This window comes from Mesorhizobium sp. P2_B5 (genome assembly GCF_056404775.1).
On sequence record NZ_JBFUDJ010000005.1, the window covers coordinates 213979 to 233426 of the forward strand.

At 64.2% G+C, this 19448-nt stretch carries 18 protein-coding genes; 7 read left to right on the forward strand and 11 right to left on the reverse strand.

Annotated elements, in window-relative coordinates; translation table 11 throughout:
• Nucleotides 1-154: 154 nt before the first annotated feature.
• The 5 genes from AC1D1N_RS18935 to AC1D1N_RS18955 all read left to right on the forward strand — a co-directional run bounded on the left by AC1D1N_RS18935 (nt 155) and on the right by AC1D1N_RS18955 (nt 5228).
• Nucleotides 155-1153 (forward strand): ABC transporter ATP-binding protein, encoded by a 999-nt coding sequence (locus AC1D1N_RS18935; RefSeq protein ID WP_477350338.1) that lies wholly within the window; start codon nt 155-157, stop codon nt 1151-1153.
• Entirely contained in the window at nt 1150-2118 is a 969-nt protein-coding gene (locus tag AC1D1N_RS18940) for an ABC transporter permease (RefSeq protein WP_477350340.1), read from the forward strand. The genes AC1D1N_RS18935 and AC1D1N_RS18940 overlap by 4 nt, the downstream gene beginning before the upstream one ends.
• Entirely contained in the window at nt 2108-2923 is an 816-nt protein-coding gene (locus tag AC1D1N_RS18945; RefSeq protein WP_477350342.1) for an ABC transporter permease, read from the forward strand. Before AC1D1N_RS18940 ends, AC1D1N_RS18945 begins: the two co-directional genes overlap by 11 nt.
• Nucleotides 2924-2949: 26 nt before the next feature.
• Nucleotides 2950-4377 (forward strand): gamma-aminobutyraldehyde dehydrogenase, encoded by a 1428-nt coding sequence (locus tag AC1D1N_RS18950; RefSeq protein ID WP_436257892.1) that lies wholly within the window; start codon nt 2950-2952, stop codon nt 4375-4377.
• A gap of 152 nt (nt 4378-4529) precedes the next feature.
• Nucleotides 4530-5228, forward strand: coding sequence for a hypothetical protein (locus AC1D1N_RS18955; protein ID WP_477350344.1), 699 nt, complete (start codon nt 4530-4532; stop codon nt 5226-5228).
• A 19-nt stretch (nt 5229-5247) separates the two neighbouring features.
• On the opposite strand, the gene AC1D1N_RS18960 is transcribed toward AC1D1N_RS18955, so the two are convergent.
• From AC1D1N_RS18960 to AC1D1N_RS19005, 10 genes are all read right to left on the reverse strand, one after another.
• Complete coding sequence (locus AC1D1N_RS18960; protein ID WP_352582106.1) at nt 5248-5562, reverse strand: hypothetical protein; 315 nt, start codon at nt 5560-5562, stop codon at nt 5248-5250.
• Nucleotides 5563-5572: 10 nt separating this feature from the next.
• On the reverse strand, nt 5573-5935 hold the full coding sequence (locus AC1D1N_RS18965; RefSeq protein WP_023688799.1) for a nuclear transport factor 2 family protein: 363 nt from the start codon (nt 5933-5935) through the stop codon (nt 5573-5575).
• Between the two features lie 77 nt (nt 5936-6012).
• Nucleotides 6013-6492: a carboxymuconolactone decarboxylase family protein gene (locus AC1D1N_RS18970; RefSeq protein WP_477350346.1), complete on the reverse strand. Its 480-nt coding sequence runs from the start codon at nt 6490-6492 to the stop codon at nt 6013-6015.
• A 109-nt stretch (nt 6493-6601) separates the two neighbouring features.
• Nucleotides 6602-8155: an alpha/beta fold hydrolase gene (locus tag AC1D1N_RS18975; protein ID WP_477350348.1), complete on the reverse strand. Its 1554-nt coding sequence runs from the start codon at nt 8153-8155 to the stop codon at nt 6602-6604.
• Nucleotides 8156-8294: 139 nt separating this feature from the next.
• Nucleotides 8295-8609 (reverse strand): formate dehydrogenase subunit delta, encoded by a 315-nt coding sequence (locus tag AC1D1N_RS18980; RefSeq protein ID WP_192249786.1) that lies wholly within the window; start codon nt 8607-8609, stop codon nt 8295-8297.
• The gene (gene fdhD, locus AC1D1N_RS18985; protein ID WP_436257897.1) at nt 8599-9429 is read right to left on the reverse strand and encodes a formate dehydrogenase accessory sulfurtransferase FdhD; all 831 of its coding nucleotides are present in this window, start codon (nt 9427-9429) and stop codon (nt 8599-8601) included. The genes AC1D1N_RS18980 and fdhD overlap by 11 nt, the downstream gene beginning before the upstream one ends.
• Nucleotides 9430-9431: 2 nt before the next feature.
• Nucleotides 9432-12344, reverse strand: coding sequence for a formate dehydrogenase subunit alpha (gene fdhF / locus AC1D1N_RS18990; protein WP_436257898.1), 2913 nt, complete (start codon nt 12342-12344; stop codon nt 9432-9434).
• Nucleotides 12345-12354: 10 nt separating this feature from the next.
• Nucleotides 12355-13911 (reverse strand): formate dehydrogenase beta subunit, encoded by a 1557-nt coding sequence (locus tag AC1D1N_RS18995; RefSeq protein ID WP_477350351.1) that lies wholly within the window; start codon nt 13909-13911, stop codon nt 12355-12357.
• A complete protein-coding gene (locus tag AC1D1N_RS19000) occupies nt 13908-14387 on the reverse strand; it encodes a formate dehydrogenase subunit gamma (RefSeq protein WP_112560655.1) in 480 nt (159 codons plus the stop codon). The genes AC1D1N_RS18995 and AC1D1N_RS19000 overlap by 4 nt, the downstream gene beginning before the upstream one ends.
• 135 nt (nt 14388-14522) lie before the next feature.
• Nucleotides 14523-15422 carry a LysR family transcriptional regulator gene (locus AC1D1N_RS19005; protein WP_352582093.1) on the reverse strand — a complete coding sequence of 300 codons (900 nt, stop codon included), beginning with the start codon at nt 15420-15422 and terminating at the stop codon, nt 14523-14525.
• Nucleotides 15423-15579: 157 nt separating this feature from the next.
• Here AC1D1N_RS19005 and AC1D1N_RS19010 point away from each other — a divergent pair, with 157 nt between their 5' ends.
• Nucleotides 15580-16758, forward strand: a complete 1179-nt coding sequence (locus AC1D1N_RS19010) for an Mrp/NBP35 family ATP-binding protein (protein WP_477350518.1) — start codon at nt 15580-15582, stop codon at nt 16756-16758.
• Between the two features lie 235 nt (nt 16759-16993).
• On the opposite strand, the gene AC1D1N_RS19015 is transcribed toward AC1D1N_RS19010, so the two are convergent.
• Nucleotides 16994-17446, reverse strand: coding sequence for an SRPBCC family protein (locus tag AC1D1N_RS19015; RefSeq protein ID WP_112560659.1), 453 nt, complete (start codon nt 17444-17446; stop codon nt 16994-16996).
• 145 nt (nt 17447-17591) lie between these two features.
• Between AC1D1N_RS19015 and AC1D1N_RS19020 the strand changes: the two genes are divergently transcribed.
• Entirely contained in the window at nt 17592-19397 is a 1806-nt protein-coding gene (locus AC1D1N_RS19020; protein ID WP_477350354.1) for an IlvD/Edd family dehydratase, read from the forward strand.
• Nucleotides 19398-19448 lie beyond the last annotated feature (51 nt).

Genomic DNA, 19448 nt, shown 5'->3' on the forward strand with positions numbered 1-19448 from the left:
GTGGGGAGGGTCGACGCGCAGCGTCGGGGTGTAGGCCTGTCCGATAGGCCGCGCCATCACCCCCACCCGCGGCTTCGCCGCGACCTCCCCATCGAGGGGGAGGTCGGGTCGCGCGCGACATCAGAAGATCAACCAGGCAACAGACTGGCAACCCATGACTTCGGCCGTTTCCTTTCAGAAAGTGTCTCGCCATTTCGGCAGCGTTCGCGCCGTCGACGACGTCGATCTCGACATCGTGCCGGGCGAGTTCTTCGCCATGCTCGGCCCCTCAGGGTCCGGCAAGACCACGTGCCTGCGCCTCATCGCCGGTTTCGAGCAGCCGACCTCGGGTTCGATCTCCATCTTCGGCGAGCGCGCCGAGGGCGTGCCGCCCTATCGCCGCAACGTCAACACGGTGTTTCAGGACTACGCGCTGTTCCCGCATCTGAACGTGCTCGACAACGTTGCCTACGGGCTGATGGTCAAGGGCGTAGGCAAGGCCGAACGGCAGAAGGCGGCGGAAGAGGCGCTGTCGCTGGTGCGTCTGCCCGGCTATGGCGCCCGCCGTCCCGGCCAGCTCTCCGGCGGCCAGCGCCAGCGCGTCGCGCTTGCTCGTGCGCTGGTCAACCAGCCCAAGGTGCTATTGCTCGACGAGCCGCTCGGCGCGCTCGACCTCAAGCTTCGCGAGAACATGCAGGAAGAGCTGAAATCGCTGCAGAAGGCGCTCGGCATCACCTTCGTCTTCGTCACCCACGACCAGGGCGAGGCGCTGTCGATGGCGGATCGCGTCGCCGTTTTCAATGACGGCAAGATCATGCAGATCGGCACGCCGGAAGACATCTACCAGCGTCCGAAGACACGTTTCGTCGCCGATTTCGTAGGCTCGTCCAACGTGCTGCCGCCGGATTTCGTCCAGCGTTGCTCCGGCCAGCACCGCTGGGGCAGCTTGCGCCCTGAATCCATCCGCATAGGCCGCGCTGCGAAAGGCGATGGCGTTGCCGCGCGCCTGGTCGGAACCAACTATCTCGGCGCCACCACTAAGCTGGCGCTTGACGCAGATGGGCTCAGGCTGCACGCCATCGTGCCGGCCGGCACAAAATTGCCGGCGGAAGGCGAAGGGGTGGTGCTCACCTTCAACCGCGAGCATCTGCATCTGATGGACGAGCCGGCATGAGCCTCGACGCCGCCATGCCGCGCGCCACTGCTCCCGCCATCCTGCCCGGCAGCGGTGGCATGCGTGGTGCGCTCTCCGACCTGTTCTGGCGCCGGCCGCGATTGCTACTGTTCCTCATGCTGCTGCCGCCGGTTCTGTGGCTGGGCGTCGTCTATATCGGCTCTCTGTTCGCGTTGCTGGCACAGAGCTTTTTCTCGATCGACGAATTCTCCGGCCTCATCAACCATGAGTTCACCCTGAAGACCTATGGCGACCTGTTCCAGGCCGCCAATCTCGACATCATCCTGCGCACGGTGACGATGGCGGCGCTGGTCACGCTGGCCTCGGCCATCATCGCCTTCCCAATCGCCTACTACGCGGCGCGCTATGCCCGTGGCCGCTGGAAGGCGCTGTTCTATCTCGGCGTCATGCTGCCGCTGTGGTCGAGCTACCTGGTCAAGATCTATGCCTGGAAACTGATCCTCGCCAAGGAAGGCATTCTGACCTGGCTGCTCGCCAAATTGCATCTGCTCTGGGTGCTCGATGGCTGGCTGTCGCTGCCGGTCGTGGGCGGCAATTCGCTGTCGGTCTCCGCCACCGGCACCTTCATCGTCTTCGTTTATGTCTGGCTGCCCTTCATGATCCTGCCGGTGCAGGCGGCATTGGAGCGCGTGCCCGGCAATCTGGTCGAGGCCTCTTCCGATCTTGGGGCGTCGCCGGGCCAGACCTTCCGCAACGTGCTGTTCCCGCTGGCACTGCCCGGCATCGTCGCCGGCTCGATCTTCACCTTCTCGCTGACGCTGGGCGACTACATCATCCCGCAGATCATCGGCACGTCGCGGCTGTTCATCGGCCAGGCCGTCTATTCGCAGCAGGGCACCGCCGGCAACATCCCGCTCGCCGCAGCCTTCACGGTGGTGCCCATCATCATCATGGGTTTCTACCTCTGGGGCGCCAAGCGCATGGGGGCCTTCGATGCGCTCTGACGGTTCGCAATCCGCCCCGCTCGGCCTCAAGATCGCAGCCGCCTGCGGCCTGCTCTTCCTGCATCTGCCGATCCTCTTGATCTTCGTCTACGCCTTCACCACGGAAGAGAAGAGCTTCGTCTGGCCGCCGCCGGGGCTGACCACGCAATGGTTCGCCGTCACCTGGAACCGGCCGGATGTCTGGCAGGCGCTGTCGCTTTCGGTCCGCGTCGCCACCATCTCGACGGCGATTGCCTTGATACTGGGCACGCTGTGCGCCGCCGCCGTGTCGCGGACAAAATTCTTCGGCCGCGAGACCATCTCGCTGCTGGTCATCCTGCCGATAGCGCTGCCCGGCATCATCACCGGCATCGCGCTACGCTCGGCCTTCTCGCTGGCCGATATCCCGTTCTCGTTCTGGACGATCGTGCTCGGCCACGCCACCTTCTGCGTCGTCGTCGTCTACAACAATGCGGTTGCCCGCTTCCGCCGCACCTCGGGCTCGATGATCGAGGCCTCGATGGATCTCGGCGCTGACGGTTTCCAGACCTTCCGGCATGTCGTGCTGCCCAACATCGCCACCGCACTGCTTGCCGGCGGCATGCTGGCCTTCGCGCTGTCCTTCGACGAGGTCATCGTCACCACCTTCACCGCCGGCCAGCAGCAGACCGTGCCGATCTGGATGCTGGAGGAGCTGATCCGTCCGCGCCAGCGCCCGGTCACCAATGTCGTGGCCATGGTCGTGGTGCTGGTGACGCTGCTGCCCATCCTGTTTGCCTACTACCTCACCCGCGACGGCGACCAGATCGCCGGTTCGGGCAAATAACGTCAGTTCGTAAGGGAGAGACGTCCATGGACACCCAGATGCTGATCGGCTCGAAATTCGAGAACGGCGCCGAGACCGAGGAGCCGATCCTCAATCCAAAGACCGGGGCGACCATTCTCAACCTGCCGGAAGCAAGCCCCGCCCAGATCGAGGCGGCGGTGGCTGCCGCCGAAAAGGCGTTCATCACCTGGTCGCGCACCACGCCGGCGCAGCGCTCGGCCTATCTTCTCAAGATCGCCGATCGCATCGAGGCCGAGGCCAAGGAGTTCGCCGCTCTCGAGGCGCTGAACTGCGGCAAGCCGATCAATGCCGTGCTCAATGACGAAATCCCCGCAATCGTCGACTGCTACCGCTTCTTTGCCGGTGCGGTGCGTTCGATGCCCGGCGTAGTCGCCGGCGAATATCTGCCCGGCCACACCTCGATGGTGCGGCGCGACCCGATCGGCATCGTCGCCTCGATCGCGCCGTGGAACTATCCGCTGATGATGATGGCGTGGAAGCTGGCGCCGGCGATTGCCGGCGGCAACACCGTCGTCTTCAAGCCGTCGGAGCAGACGCCGCTGACGGCGCTGAAGCTGGCCAGGATCCTGGCAGAGGTGCTGCCCGAAGGCGTCGTGAACGTCGTGCTCGGCCGTGGCGACAGCGTCGGCAACACGCTGATCAATCACGCCAAGGTCAACATGATCTCGATCACCGGCGATGTCGCCACCGGCAAGAAGGTGCTGCAGGCGGCTGCCAAATCGGTCAAGCGCACCCATCTGGAGCTCGGCGGCAAGGCGCCGGTCATCGTCTTCGACGATGCCGACCTCGGCGCGGTGGTCAACGGCCTGCGCGCCTTCGGCTATTACAATGCCGGCCAGGACTGCACCGCGGCCTGCCGCATCTATGCCGGCAAGAAGATCTACGACAAGCTCGTTGCCGATCTGTCCTCCGCGGTCTCGACCATCAGGTACAACCAGCCGGACGACACCGACAACGAGATCGGTCCGCTGATCTCGCGCCGCCAGCGCGACCGCGTCTCAAGCTTCGTCGAGCGCGCCTCGGAATTGAAGCACATCGAGATCACCACCGGCGGCAAGCCGGGCGAGGGCTCCGGCTTTTACTACCAGCCGACCGTCGTTGCCGGCGCGCTGCAGGAAGACGAAATCGTGCGCCGCGAAGTCTTCGGCCCGGTCGTCTCGATCACCCGCTTCTCCGAGGTCGACGAGGCCGTGAACTGGGCCAATGACAGCGACTATGGCCTGGCGTCATCGGTGTGGACCAAGGACGTCTCGCGCGCCATGGCGACGGCTGCTCGTCTTCAGTACGGCTGCACCTGGATCAACACTCACTTCATGTTGACCAACGAGATGCCGCATGGCGGACTGAAGCAGTCGGGCTACGGCAAGGACATGTCGCTCTACGCGCTGGAGGACTACACTGCTGTGCGTCATGTTATGGTGGCTCACGGGTAGCAGATACTATCTCTAAAATATTCGCCCTGCCGTTTTCTGTGTATTAAGCGTGAGTTACTTTCGCGGCATGGCGAGAGTTCACGGTTTACTGAATGTTCAACCTGAACGAGCAGCCTCCTTGCCGAGAAACCGCGCGGCGAGGGGGTTTGCGCATGAATACGACCAAGATCAAGCTGGTCATGATTGGTGGCTTCTGCCTGGTGATGGCCTTCTTCGGCGGCAAGGACATGCTGAAGAAAGGCGGTTGGCCGGAAGTGCCGGCCGAAGTCCTCGTGGTCAACGTCGAATGCGACATGGAATCGACTGCGCACAAGATCGTCTACAAGACTGTCAGCACCGCCACGATCCCCTGCGAATTGGTTGACGCGTTCAAGACGGTTCATGCGGACAAAGAGTGGAAGGTGAAGCAGAAATTCACCGGCACCTTGCGCGTCGGCACCGGCGCCGATGCCGTCGAGGCGACGATGGAGCTGAACAAGGACGGCGGCCGCGAGCCGCAGGTCGGCGACAAGCTCACCGTCGTCCAGAACCCCGCCAGCCCGACCCAGATCGAGCGCACCGGCGTGACTGGCGCGCGTCTGACGATCGTCATCGGCGGCGGATTGCTCGGCGCGCTGCTTCTCTATCTTGCCTTCAAGCCGCGCCGGCGAGCAGCGGCCTACGCTGTGGCCGGCAACCCTGCCGGGGATGCCGGCGCGGACCAGCGCGCCCGCCAGGCGGACGCCCTGATAGCGGCCGCCCTTGCCAAGCAGGCCACGCTGCCCAATCAGCCGGCGCGTGTCGCGGCAGCCGGATTGGCCAGGGAAGGCCGCTTCGCCGGGCAGAAAACGAATTTCGGCCGCCGCAACTGACGGCCGAAAGTCGCAGTTCCTACTCCACGATCCGGTAGATATTCCAGAGGCTGGTGCCTGACACGACATAGGGCTCCATCTCCTTGCCCCATTTGGCGTGCGCATCGATCTTGCCGATCTTGGCGAAGAACGCCTCCAACTGGGCCAGGCTCTCGACCTGGTGATGCGACTCGACCGTCGCCTCCCGCGCGCCGATCGAGCCGGTCATGATCTGGAACTTGAGGTCGGCGATGCCGACCTGAGAGCCGATTTCGCGCTCCCATTTCTTGAGCAGGTCAAGCACGGTCTGCTTGTGCCCGAATTTGGCGTCGATCTGCCATCTGGCGCTGAACATATCGGCCTCCTCACTCGTCCCAGGCTTGCACGACAGTCTGTCGTGCAATGCGGCCGTTCTTCAACTCCAGCATCGCTGCGCAGAACACTTTCGTCCCGTCCGGATAGGCGCAGGCCTGGGTGAAGGCAAGGTTGTCGCCATCGGCGATGGTGGTGTCGACCTTGTGGGTCATTGCCCGGCTGCAGATATCGTCCCAGAACGTGCTGATCGCCGCCCGGCCGCGGATCTCGCGCGGCTTGCTCGGCGGGTTGTTGCGATCGATCACCCGCACCAGCGCATCGTCGGCATAGAAGCTCGCCAGCATCCTGCCGTCCCGTCCTTCGATCGCTTTCTTGATCGCCGCGCCGTCCACGCTTTGCGTCTTGGTCAGCATTTTTTCCTCCATGGCCCGTCGATCGGGCGGTTGATGATCGGAAGCACCGCCCGGCGATGAGCGCCGGGCAGGTTCATTCACTGCGACTTCGCTTTGACGGCCGCAAACACGCCGTCGGTCTGCTGTTTGAAGGTCGCGAAATCGACCTGGCTGCCGTTGAGCATCGTCGACCAGTGGCGCACGATGGCCGCCATCGCGATCGCCTCCTTGATCTCCTCATCGGTCGCGCCATTGAGCTTGGCCGCCTCGGTGTGGAAATAGATGCAGTACTGGCACGGGATCTGCGAGGCGACGGCCAGCCCCATCAACTCCTTGGTCTTGCCGTCGAGCGCGGTCTTCGGGTTGAGCTGCACGCCCTTGATCTCGGCCCAGGCGCCGGCAACCGCGACATCCGGCAGCGTCTTGAACATGTCCGGCACCGAGCCGAGCGTCGCCTCGATGTCCTTGTAAGCGGCGGCCGCCGCGCCATCCTCGGCCTTGGCAGGGGTGATAGTGAACAGCGCGCCAACGCTTGCCGCTATCATCAGCGATTTGATCGACCTGTTTGACTTCAGCATTGCATCCTCCGTTCGCAGCGCCTTCCCGGCGACATCCGCCTGGCCTGCATGGAGAGAATTGGTAGCGCCGAGGCTGCCTTGGCTGCTTCGCCCGAAAGCGCCATGGCTGCTATGGCCCGTCCGGGCCAGTGTGCCTGGCGGAAAATGCCGCTGCCGCCGCCCGCGACGGCAGGTCGAGCTTCAGCAATATGTTGGCCACATGACGCTTGACCGTATGCTCGCTCAGCCTCAACTCGGCAGCGATTGCGGCATTGCTCTTGCCGTCGGCGATCAGGCCAACCACCTCGCTTTCGCGCGCCGTCAGTTGAGCCGGCTCGGCAGGCCTGGCCTTGGGACGGCAGGCCGGCTCGAGATGCTGTTCCGACGTCGCCTGGACCAGCGCCAGCGGCTCGTCCAGCTCATCCACCGTGACACGCCCGGCATCGATGAAATGCAGGCCGGAACCGGCCGCCAGATCGGCGACCAGCCGCGACGCCAGAATATCGCCGCGCCCGGCATGGGCGGCGATCTGCATCGTCACCCGTGCCATCAGCCCAATCGGCGGCCCGCGCATTTCGACCTCGCCGACATGTGCGCCCTGGGCGCTCGCAATGCCCATCTGTTGCGCCGCATCGCGAAGTGCCGCCGCGCAGCGTATGGCACGCGCCGGCCCGTCGAAGCGCGAGATCATCAATTCGCCATGGATGCCGGCGACGCGTCCGCCATGACGGCCGACCAACTGCCGCCAGCTCTCCTGGAAGCGCTCGCTGCGTTCGCCCCACATGCGATCGCCCACCCGCGCCGTGTCGTAGACGCGTGTCACCAGAAGGGCGGCAAGCACGCGCTCCGCTTCGGTCACGGCGCGCTGGCCAGTCAGGAACTCCTCGATCAGGTCGGCCACCCGGTCGACGTCGCCGGTCCAGATCGGATGGTCGCGTCCGGGGATTTCAACCAGCCGCGCATTCGCGATCTTTTTCGCCAGGAAGCGGCTGGCGTCGGGGTCGACCCGCACATCGTTGCGGCGATGGATGAGCAGGGTCGGTGCCCGGATCGCCGAAAGAACGCCGCGCACGTCGATGTCGGCATTCATCCGGGCCAGGGCGGCCGCCGCCGTCGGGCTGGCCGACAGCCGTTCGAAGCGCGCCCACCACTGGGTGAAATGCGGGTCATCGACCCGGCCCGGCGCGAAGTTGGGCAGAGTGGCGCCGGTGCCCCAGGCCGTGCCGGCGGTCGCAATGAAGGCCTCGAGGCGTTCGGGCGGCATCACCCATTTGTGGAAATGCGCATAGCCGCCATAGAGCGCCAGCGCCCGCGTCCGTTCCGGATAAGTGGCGGCGAACAGCATCGCCAGGGGCGCGCCTTCCGAGGCCCCAAGCAGGGCGGCACGGCCGCTGCCGGTGGCATCCATGACCGCGCGCACATCGTCCATGCGGGTCTCCAAGCTGGGCAGATGGCGTGGGTCGACGCGGTCGGACAGGCCGGTGCCGCGCTTGTCGAACAGGATCAGTCGCGAGAACGCCGAGAGCCGTTTCAACAGCCTGGTATAACCCTCGTCTTCCCAATGCAGGTCGAGATTGGAGATGAAGCCGGGCACGAAAACCAGGTCGAACGATCCCTGGCCGACCACCTGATAGGCGATCCGCACGTCGCCGCTGAGGGCATATCGCGTCTCGATCGGCCTCACGACTGCATCCCGCCCGGCCAGACGATTTCTGATCGCTGACAATAGCAGACGCCTGCCGGATGCGGCAGTCAAACTTTAGAAAACAGGAATATAGCCTTGCGGTCCGAACCGCTTTCGCCCGGCCCCTTCTGGGGAGAGCCTATTTCTGTGGAGCGGCGCTCTCTGTACCTGTGGGCTGGACGTAGCCGATGCTCATATCGGCCTGCTCCTCGGTCTTTGGCCGCTTTATCCGGGCCGAGGCCTCGACGACGAGCTCGTCGAAATTTTCGCCGCCGCTGTCCAGCATCTCGAAGAACTGGCGCCGCATCCTCGGCTCCCAGAACTTGTTGATATGCTCGGCCACACCCGCGACACCCTCCTCGCGTGGCCTCGAATGGAAGAAGGCGGCGATCTGATTGGCCATGCGCACCAGCTTTTCCCTGGTGCTCGTGATGTGGTCTTCGTCATGCGACATGCTGGGCAACTCCCAAGACCACCCGTTCCGGGTGGGTGAAAACATCGAAATCGTCGCCACGCACCAGCGCCACCAGCGTCATTCCTGCCTCTTCCGCTGTGCGGATGGCAAGCGCGGTCGGCGCCGAGACAGCCATGATGAAAGCCGAGCCGATGGCCGCCGTCTTCTGCACCATCTCGACCGAGACGCGTGAGGTCACGACCACGGCGCCCGAGGCACCGTTAATGCCGGCCTTCGCCAGCGCGCCGGCCAGCTTGTCCAGCGCATTGTGGCGGCCGACATCCTCGCGCGCCATGACAATGCCCTTGCCCGGTACATAGAAGCCCGCGGCATGCACGGCGCCGGTTTCGGAATGCAGCGGCTGCACCTTCGACAACAGCCTCACCGAGCGAACAATGTCGTCGGCTTCAAGCGTAAGCTTGGACTCACCAACCTTGTCGACCGAGCGCATCGCTTCCTCGATGGATTCGATGCCGCACAGTCCGCAGCCAACCGGGCCGGCCAAGCGCCTGCGTCGCGCCTCGAAGCGCGTATTGGCCTGGTCTTTCAACCGGATCTGGATGTCGATCCCGGCGCCATGGTCCTCGACCTCGATCGCCTCGACTTCGTCGGGCAAGGCGATGATGCCTTCAGTCAGCGAGAAGCCCAGCGCGAAATCCTCGAAATCAGCCGGGCTCGCCATCATCACCGCATGGGTGGTGCCAGCAAAGGAGAACGCCACCGGCGTCTCCTCCGGCACCATTCGGTTGGCCGAGGTCGTGCCGCTGGCGCGGTGCGCCAGCCGCGAGGTCTGCGTCGTCGCTTTGCGGCGCGCGGCCAAGACTACTCGGCCGCCTGCAGCCGAGCGATGCGGCGGCTCTGCTCGGCCTGCTCGTTGTAGTCGCGCTGCCAGTCCGAAGGCCCGTTCGACGCGCCGACCTGCACCGCGGTCACCTTGTACTCCGGACAATTGGTCGCCCAATCGGAGAAGTCTGTGGTGATGACGTTGGCCTGCGTGTCCGGATGGTGGAAGGTGGTGTAGACCACGCCGGGCGACACGCGGTCGGTGATCAGCGCACGCAGCGTCGTCTCGCCCGAGCGGCTGGTCAACCGCACCCAGTCGCCATCGCGCAGGCCGCGGTTCTCGGCGTCGTGCGGATGGATTTCCAGCCGGTCTTCCGAGTGCCACATGACGTTTTCGGTACGCCTTGTCTGTGCACCGACATTGTACTGGCTGAGGATGCGGCCGGTGGTCAGCAGCAACGGGAAACGCGGCCCGGTCCGCTCGTCGGTCGCCACATATTCGGTGCGGATGAACTTGCCCTTGCCGCGCACGAAGCCGTCGATATGCATGATCGGCGTACCGAGCGGGGCCTTCTCGTTGCAGGGCCATTGCACCGATCCGACACGGTCGAGCAGATCGAAGGAGACGCCGGCGAAGCTTGGCGTCGTCTTGGCGATCTCGTCCATGATCTCGGAGGGATGCTGGTAGTTCCAGTCAAGCCCGATCGCACGAGCAAGCTCCTGCGTCGCTTCCCAGTCGGCGTAGCGCGCCTTCGGCTCCAGCACCTTGCGCACCATGTTGATGCGGCGCTCGGCATTGGTGAAGGTGCCGTCCTTCTCCAGGAAGGTCGACCCTGGCAGGAAGACATGCGCGTAGTTCGCTGTCTCGTTGAGGAACAGGTCGTGCACGACCACGCATTCCATCGCCGCCAGGCCGGCTGCGACATGCTTGGTATCAGGATCGGACTGCAGGATGTCCTCGCCCTGGATGTAGATGCCTTTGAAGGAGCCGTCGACAGCGGCATCCAGCATGTTGGGGATGCGCAGGCCCGGTTCGTCGTCGAGCTTCACCCCCCACAAAGTCTCGTAGATGTCGCGCACCGCCTCGCCGGAGATGTGGCGGTAGCCCGGCAGTTCATGCGGGAACGAGCCCATGTCGCATGAGCCCTGGACATTGTTCTGGCCACGCAGCGGGTTCACGCCGACACCCGGGCGGCCGATATTGCCGGTCGCCATGGCAAGGTTGGCGATAGCCATCACCGTGGTCGAGCCCTGGCTGTGTTCGGTGACGCCGAGGCCGTAATAGATTGCGCCGTTGCCGCCCTTGGCATAGAGCCGCGCGGCACCACGGATCAGCTCCGGGTCGACGCCGGAAAGCTTGCCGACGGTCTCGGGGCTGTTCTCCGGCAAAGCGACGAAGGAGGCCCAGTCCTGGAACTCTGTCCAGTCGCAGCGTTCGCGAATGAAGGCTTCGTCGAAAAGCCCTTCGGTGACGATGACATGCGCGAGCGACGTCAGCACCGCCACGTTGGTGCCGGGCTTCAGCGGCAGGTGGTAGTCGGCCTCGACATGCGCCGACTTGACCATTTCGGTGCGGCGCGGATCGAGCACGATCAGCTTGGCGCCCTGGCGCAGCCGCTTCTTCAGTCGCGAAGCAAACACAGGATGCGCGGAAACCGGATTGGCGCCGATGATGACGGCGACATCGGTGAACTCGACGGAATCGAAATCCTGGGTGCCGGCCGAGGTACCATAGGTCTGGCCGAGGCCGTAGCCGGTCGGCGAGTGGCAGACGCGGGCGCAGGTATCGACATTGTTGTTGCGGAAGCCTTGGCGCACCAGCTTCTGCACCAGATAGGTCTCCTCATTCGTGCAGCGCGAGGACGTGATACCGCCGATCGAGGTGCGTCCGTATTGATATTGGATACGGCGGAATTCCTTGGCCGTATGGGCGATTGCCTCTTCCCAGCTCACCTCGTGCCAGGGATCGCTGACCTTTTCCCGGATCATCGGCGACAGGATACGGTCCTTGTGGGTCGCGTAGCCATAGGCGAAACGGCCCTTCACGCAGGAGTGGCCGTGGTTCGCCTTGCCGTCCTTGTAGGGCATCATGCGAATAACTTCGTCGCCCTTCACTTCGGCCTTGAAAGAGCAGCCGACGCCGCAATAGGCACAGGTGGTGACGGCGGAGCGTTCGGGCATGCCTTTCTCAAGTACGGTCTTTTCGCGCAGCGCATCGGTCGGACAGGCCTGCACGCAGGCGCCGCAGGACACGCATTCGGAGGCAATGAAATCCTCGTGCATGCCGGCGACCATGCGCGATTCGAAACCGCGGCCTTCGATGGTCAGCGCGAAGGTGCCTTGGACCTCCTCACAGGCCCGCACGCAGCGCGAGCAGACGATGCATTGCGCCGGATCATAGGTGAAATAGGGGTTGGACTCATCGCGCGCGATGTAGTCGACCGCCAGCGAGCCATGACCGGGCGCGACGCCGTTTTCCTGCTTGACGTGGTTGCGGCCCTCGATGCCGAAGCGGTTCTCGGTTAGGCCGACCGACTTCGCCACCGCGTCGAACTCGCTGGCGCCGGTGCCGGCCTTCTCGTTCCAGCCGGTCGGGTGATCGGAGACGTAGAGCTCCATGACACCGCGGCGGATGGCGTCGAGCCGCTCGGATTGCGTGCGCACCACCATGCCTTCGCCGACCGGCGTCGTGCAGGATGCCGGCGTGCCGCCGCGCCCTTCGATCTCAACGAGGCAGACGCGGCAGGAGCCGAACGAGTCCAACATGTCCGTGGCGCAGAGTTTTGGAATCTCGACCCCGCCTTCCATCGCCGCGCGCATGATCGACGTACCCTCCGGCACGCTGATACTGCGGCCGTCGACGATCAGCGTGACCTGCTTTTGCGCCTTCGATTCCGGGGTTCCGTAGTCGAGTTCTTCGATGAGTGTCGGGAAGTCGGCCTTGATATTCATCTGCCAGCTCCTATTCAGCAGCTACGCGCGCCGGCGCGGGCTTGAAATCTTCGGGGAAATGGGTGATCGAGCTCATCACCGGGTAGGGCGTGAAGCCACCCAGCGCGCAGAGCGATCCGAACTTCATCGTGTTGCAGAGATCGGTGACCAGAGCCAGGTTCTTTTCCGGCTCGATGCCGGCGGCAAGCCTGTCGATGGTTTCCACCCCGCGTGTCGAGCCGATGCGGCAGGGCGTGCACTTGCCGCAGCTTTCGATGGCGCAGAACTCCATGGCGAAGCGCGCCTGCTTCAGCATGTCGGCGGTATCGTCGAACACGGTGATGCCGGCATGACCGATCAGCCCGTCACGCTTCGCGAACTCTTCGTAGTCGAACGGCGTGTCGAACAGCGCGCGCGGGAAATAGGCGCCGAGCGGGCCGCCGACCTGCACTGCCTTCACCGGCCGGCCAGTCGCTGTGCCGCCGCCGATGTCGTCGACGATTTCGCCGAGCGTCAGGCCGAACGCCGTCTCGAACAGGCCGCCATGCTTGACGTTGCCGGCGATCTGGATCGGGATGGTGCCGCGCGAGCGGCCCATGCCGAAATCCTTGTAGAAGGCGGCACCCTTGTCCATGATGATCGGCACCGAAGCCAGCGAGATGACGTTGTTGATCACCGTCGGCTTGCCGAACAAGCCCTGGATTGCCGGCAGCGGCGGCTTGGCGCGAACCACGCCGCGCTTGCCTTCAAGGCTGTTCAGCAGCGAGGTTTCCTCACCGCAGACATAGGCGCCGGCGCCGACGCGAATTTCCATGTCGAAGGCGTTGGGCGAACCCAGCACATTAACGCCGAGCACGCCGGCTTTGCGGGCGACCTCGACAGCCTTGTTCATGACAGCCACCGCATGCGGATATTCCGAGCGGATATAGACGAAGCCCTTGGTCGCGCCGGTGGCGATGCCGGCGATCGCCATGCCTTCGATCAGCACGAAGGGATCGCCTTCCATGATCATGCGGTCGGCGAAAGTGGCGCTGTCGCCTTCGTCGGCGTTGCAGACGATGTACTTACGCTCGCCGGCGGTATCAAGCACCGTCTTCCACTTGATGCCGGTCGGGAAGCCAGCGCCGCCACGACCGCGCAAGCCCGATTCGGTGACCTGCTTGACGATGTCGAGCGGCGCCAGAGCCACCGCGTTCTGCAGGCCCTTCAGTCCGCCGAGCGACTTGTAGGCGTCGAGCGACAGCGGGTCGTTGATGCCGCAACGCGCGAAGGTCAGGCGCGTCTGCTTGGCCAGGAACGGGATTTTGTCAGGCGCGCCCAGCCAGCGCTTGTGATGGCCACCCTTGAGGAAGCCGCTGTCGAACAGGCTCTTGACATCGGAAGGCTTCACCGGCCCGTAAGCGACGCGGCCCTCGGCGGTCGCGACCTCGACCATCGGTTCGAGGAAATAGGCGCCGCGCGAGCCGTTGCGCACGATCTTGGCCTCGATGCCTCGTTCGGCCAGTTCCGCACGAATCGCCTTGGCGACCTTTTCGGCGCCGAGCGCCAGCGCGCCGGAGTCACCTGGAATGTAGATGCGCGGGATCATGAGCGTACCTCCGCGACGATCTCTTCGATCTTCTCGTCATCGAGCCGCCCGATCACCTCACCATCCAGCATCGCCGACGGTGAACAGGCGCAAAGCCCGAGGCAATAGACAGGCTCAAGTGTAACCGATCCGTCGCGGGTGGTCTCATGGAAATCGATGCCGAGCAGCTGCTTGACCTTTGCGGCGATCGCATCCGAACCCATCGACTGGCAGGCTTCCGCCTGGCAGAGCTTGAGCACGTGCCGCCCGGCCGGGCGGGCGCGAAAATCATGATAGAAGGTCACGACACCGTGCACCTCGGCCCTCGACAGGTTCAGCCCATCGGCGATGACGGGCACGGCGTCCTGCGGTACGTGGCCAAATTCTTCCTGGATGCCGTGGAGGATCGGCAGCAGTGGACCCTCGAGGTCCTTCAACTCCTGGATGATCGCGGCCGTGCGCGACTGGATCTCGGTACTTGCAGGCTGCATCGTCATGCAGCGCCCTCCCTGGTCGATAGCGGTCTCGCGCTAAGTGCTTACGAAATCAGAGGAAACCCCCGAAATCAATAAAGCTGATCCGTTGCTTGATAGAAATTTTCTATCGAAACCCGTCAGCCTGCATTGTCTAGCCTAGCGGTGGTTGCGGAAATCGTCTGCCAGCGCCATCGCCTCGTCCAGCAGCGCCTGTACCAGCGGCGTGTGCGGCTCGCGCGGTGCGGCCACCAGCCCAACGGTGTGGCTGGCATCCGGCTCGACGATCGGAATGGCCCGGATAGGTTCGGAAAAGCCGAATGTTTCCGCCAGGTTAAGTGGCATGATCGACGACCATTTCCCGGTCCTTATATGCGAGAACAGCACGATCATCGAATTGGATTCCAGCGTAGGCCGCACCTGCGTGCCGGCTTCGGCCAGATGCTGATCGATGATGCGGCGGTTCTGCATGTCCGGCGTCAGCAGGCAGAGCGGCAGCTGGCTGAGCTCGGCCCATGTCACTTTGTCGCGGTCGGAATAGGGATTTCCGACCGCGGTGATCAGCTGGTAGCGCTCGTCATAAAGCGGCACGCTGGTCACCCGCCCGAGCGGCTCGTTGTCGAGATAGGTGATGCCGGCATCGATGTCGAGATTGCCGAGCAGCGACAGCACCTCGATCGAGGTGCGCGACAGGATCGAAAAGGTCACGCCGGGATGCTTGGCCCGAAACGGCGTCGTCAGCCGCGCCACCATGGCAAGCGCGGTCGGGATGGCGGCGATGCGGATGCGGCCGGAAAGGCCGTGGCGCGCCGCCCGCATCTCCTCGCGCATTGCGCGTGTATCGCCGACGATGCGCTGCGCCCATATAAGCACCTGCTTGCCCTCGGGCGTCAGGCCCTGGAAACGCGAGCCGCGCAGCACCAGCATCACGCCGAGCTGGCCCTCCAGCTGCTTGATCCCGGCCGAAAGCGTCGGCTGGGTGACGCCGCACAGTTCCGCCGCCCGGCCGAAATGCTCCTCCCTGGCCAGCGCGATGAAGAATTCCAGCTTGTCGATCATTGGCGCAAGCTAACCGGCGCCGGGCGCCGGCGCCAGACGCAGTTGGGCACCTCAGCCATTCCGTCGATTTCCGGGCAGAGCACGCCGGCTGTTGCGCCACGACTTGGTTCTGCCGGGAAACTGCATTATCTCAGGCGCAAGCTTGCATAAGGAAGACCTGATGTCCGTCACCAAGGAAATCGTCACCGAGCGCCTGAAGACGGTCAACGGGCCGGATTTCACCGGCAACATCGTTGATCTCGGCATGGTTTCGGAGATTTTCATCGCCGATTCGAAAGTATTCTTCTCGATCACCGTTCCCGCTGCCCGCGCGCAGGAGATGGAACCGTTGCGCGCCGCCGCCGAGCGCGTCGTCAAGGCGATTCCCGGCGTCGCCGGCGCCGTCGTCGCGCTGACGGCGGAAAAGAAGGGCGGCGGAATGGAGGCGCCGGTTCCGGCGCGCCCCGCACCCAGACCGGCACCGCCGGCTCCGCCAACCGCGCCACGCGCGGCTCCGCACGCCCCGGCCTCGCAGAGCTCGGGCAAGCGTGGCGTGCCCGGCATCGAGGCGATTATCGCGGTTGCGTCCGGCAAGGGCGGCGTCGGCAAGTCGACCACCGCCGTCAACATCGCCCTCGGGCTCGCCGCCAATGGCCTGCGGGTCGGCGTGCTCGATGCCGACATTTACGGGCCGTCCATGCCAAGGCTGCTCAACATCCATGGCCGGCCGCAGACGGTCGACGGCAAGATCCTGAAACCGATGGAGAATTACGGCCTCAAGGTGATGTCGATGGGTTTTCTCGTCGATGAGGAGACGCCGATGATCTGGCGCGGCCCGATGGTGATGTCGGCGTTGACGCAGATGCTGCGCGAAGTCGAATGGGGCCGGCTCGACGTGCTCGTCGTCGACATGCCGCCCGGCACCGGCGACGCCCAGTTGACCATGGCCCAGCAGGTGCCGCTGGCCGGCGCCGTCATCGTCTCGACGCCGCAGGACCTGGCCCTGATCGACGCCCGCAAGGGGTTGAACATGTTCAAGAAGGTCGACGTGCCGCTGCTCGGCATTGTCGAGAATATGAGCTATTTCGTCGCCCCGGACACCGGCAAGCGCTACGACATTTTCGGCCATGGCGGCGCCCGGCGCGAAGCCGAACGTCTCGGCGTGACCTTCCTTGGCGAAGTGCCGCTGGAAATGGGCATCCGCGAAAGCTCGGATGAAGGTGCACCGGTGGTGGCGTCGAAGCCCGATAGCGCCGAGGCCAAAATCTATCGCGATATCGCTTCGAAGGTCTGGGAGCGGGTCAACGAAGAGCGCGGCGCGGCCGCAGCGGCGGTGCCGAGCATCGTGTTCGAGTAATTTTCGTTAGGTCGGCGCTGCCCCTCATCCGCCTGCCGGCACCTTCTCCCCGTATAGTGACGGGGAGAAGGGGGGCTGTCGCGACCTCGCCGCTTGTCCTGCACCGTTGACGATTATTGGCGAAACCGTCGGCACGGCGTCTTTCTCCCCGTCACTATACGGGGAGAAATGTCCGGCAGGACAATGAGGGGCGGCGCCAGCGCCGGATAACTAGGCGTAGTTCTAGCGGCGCAACTTAAGCTGCGCCCACCTTTTCCCCAAACGTCGAGAAAAACTGCCCGGCCAGTTTCTTCGACGTCGATTCGATCAGCCGGCTGCCGAGTTGGGCGATCTTGCCGCCGACATCGGCCTTGGCGGCGTATTTGAGCACCGTCGCATCCGGCCCGTCGGCCGTCAGCGTCACGTCGGCGCCGCCCTTGGCGAAGCCGGCAATGCCGCCCTTGCCTTCGCCCTGGATGGTGTAAGCGTGCGGCGGCTTCAAATTCTTCAACGTCACCTCGCCGTTGAAGGTCGCCTTGATCGGCCCGATCTTCACCACCACCGTCGCCGCCATTTCGGTCGGCGATTTCATCTCCAGGTTCTGGCAGCCGGGAATGCTTTCCCGCAGCACGTCAGGATCGTTCAGCGCTTCCCAGACTTTCTGCAGGGGGGCGGCAATGCGTTCCTCGCCTTCGATCACCAAAGCCATCGATACCCTCCCGCGTTGCTCCGAAAAGGCCTAACGCAGGGTCCGACGTCTGTCTATCGCACCAAAGTCTGGGTGCGCTTGTGTGACCTCTTGCCTGCCAAGGCGCGTTGCCATATCGATTTGTCTTACAAATACGGAGACCACGATGGCAGGCGCCCCCACCAGCAAAAAGAAATTTCGCTCGCAGGAGTGGTTCGACAATCCCGACAATCCGGGCATGACCGCGCTCTATCTCGAGCGCTACCTGAATTACGGGCTGACGCGGGCCGAACTGATGTCGGGCAAGCCGCTGATCGGCATCGCCCAGACCGGTTCGGATCTGTCGCCCTGTAATCGCCACCATATCGAACTGGCCAAGCGCGTGCGCGAAGGCATCGTCTCGATGGGCGGCATCCCCTTCGAATTCCCTTGCCATCCGATCCAGGAAACCGGCAAGCGCCCGACCGCGGCACTCGACCGCAACCTTGCCTATCTCAGTCTGGTCGAGGTGCTCTACGGCTACCCGCTCGACGGCGTCGTGCTGACCATCGGTTGCGACAAGACCACGCCGGCGCTTTTGATGGCGGCGGCCACCGTCAACATTCCGGCCATCGCGCTGTCGGTCGGCCCGATGCTCAATGGCTGGCACAAGGGCAAGCGCACGGGCTCCGGCACCATCGTCTGGGAATCGCGCCAGAGGCTGTCGGCCGGAGAGATCGACTATGACGAGTTTATGGACATCGTTGCCTCTTCGGCGCCGTCCACCGGTTATTGCAACACGATGGGCACCGCCACCACGATGAACTCGCTGGCCGAGGCGCTCGGCATGCAACTGCCGGGCTCGGCCGCCATCCCCGCACCCTACCGCGAGCGTGGCCAGATTTCCTACGAGACGGGCAGGCGCATCGTCGAGATGGTGCATGAGGATCTGAAGCCCTCTGACATCATGACGCGTCAGGCGTTCGAGAATGCCATCGTCGTCAATTCGGCGATCGGCGGCTCGACCAATGCGCCGATCCACCTCAATGCGATCGCCCGCCATCTCGGTGTGCCGCTGAGCAATGACGACTGGCAGGCGATCGGCCTCAACGTGCCGCTGCTCGTCAATCTGCAGCCGACCGGAGAATATCTCGGCGAGGACTACCACCATGCCGGTGGCGTGCCGGCGGTGGTGGCCGAGCTTTTGAAGGCCGGGCTCTTGCCGCATCCCGACGCCGTCACCGTCAACGGCAAGTCGATCGGCGACAATTGCCGCGGCGTGGCCAACGAGAACCAGGATGTCATCCGCAGCGCCGACAAGCCACTGAAGGTCAATGCCGGCTTCATCAACCTCAGCGGCAATCTGTTCGATTCCGCGATCATGAAGACCAGCGGCATTTCGCCGGAATTCCGCGAGCGCTATCTGTCCAACCCGAAGGATCCGGAAGCCTTCGAAGGCAATGCCATGGTCTTCGACGGGCCGGAAGACTATCACGCCCGCATCGACGATCCGGCGCAAGGCATTGACGAGCATACCATCCTGTTCATGCGTGGCGCCGGCCCGATCGGCTATCCCGGCGGCGCCGAAGTCGTCAACATGCAGCCGCCGGCCTATCTCATCAAGAAGGGCATCCATGCGCTTGCCTGCATCGGCGACGGCCGCCAGTCAGGCACGTCGGGCTCGCCGTCGATCCTCAACGCCTCGCCCGAAGCCGCCATTGGCGGCGGCCTGGCGCTGCTCAAGACCGGCGATCGTGTGCGCATAGACTTACGCAAAGGCACCGCCAACATCCTCGTCAGCGACGACGAGATCACCAAGCGGCGCGCCGCGTTGCAGGGCAATGGCGGCTATCACTATCCCCAGCACCAGACGCCGTGGCAGGAGATCCAGCGCGGCATGGTCGACCAGTTCTCCGAAGGAATGGTGCTGAAGCCGGCGGTGAAATACCAGGATGTCGCGCACACCAGAGGCGTGCCGAGGGACAATCACTGAGCGTCGAAGCGCTTACGCAAAACGACAGCGGCGGCTTGATTTCGATCAGGC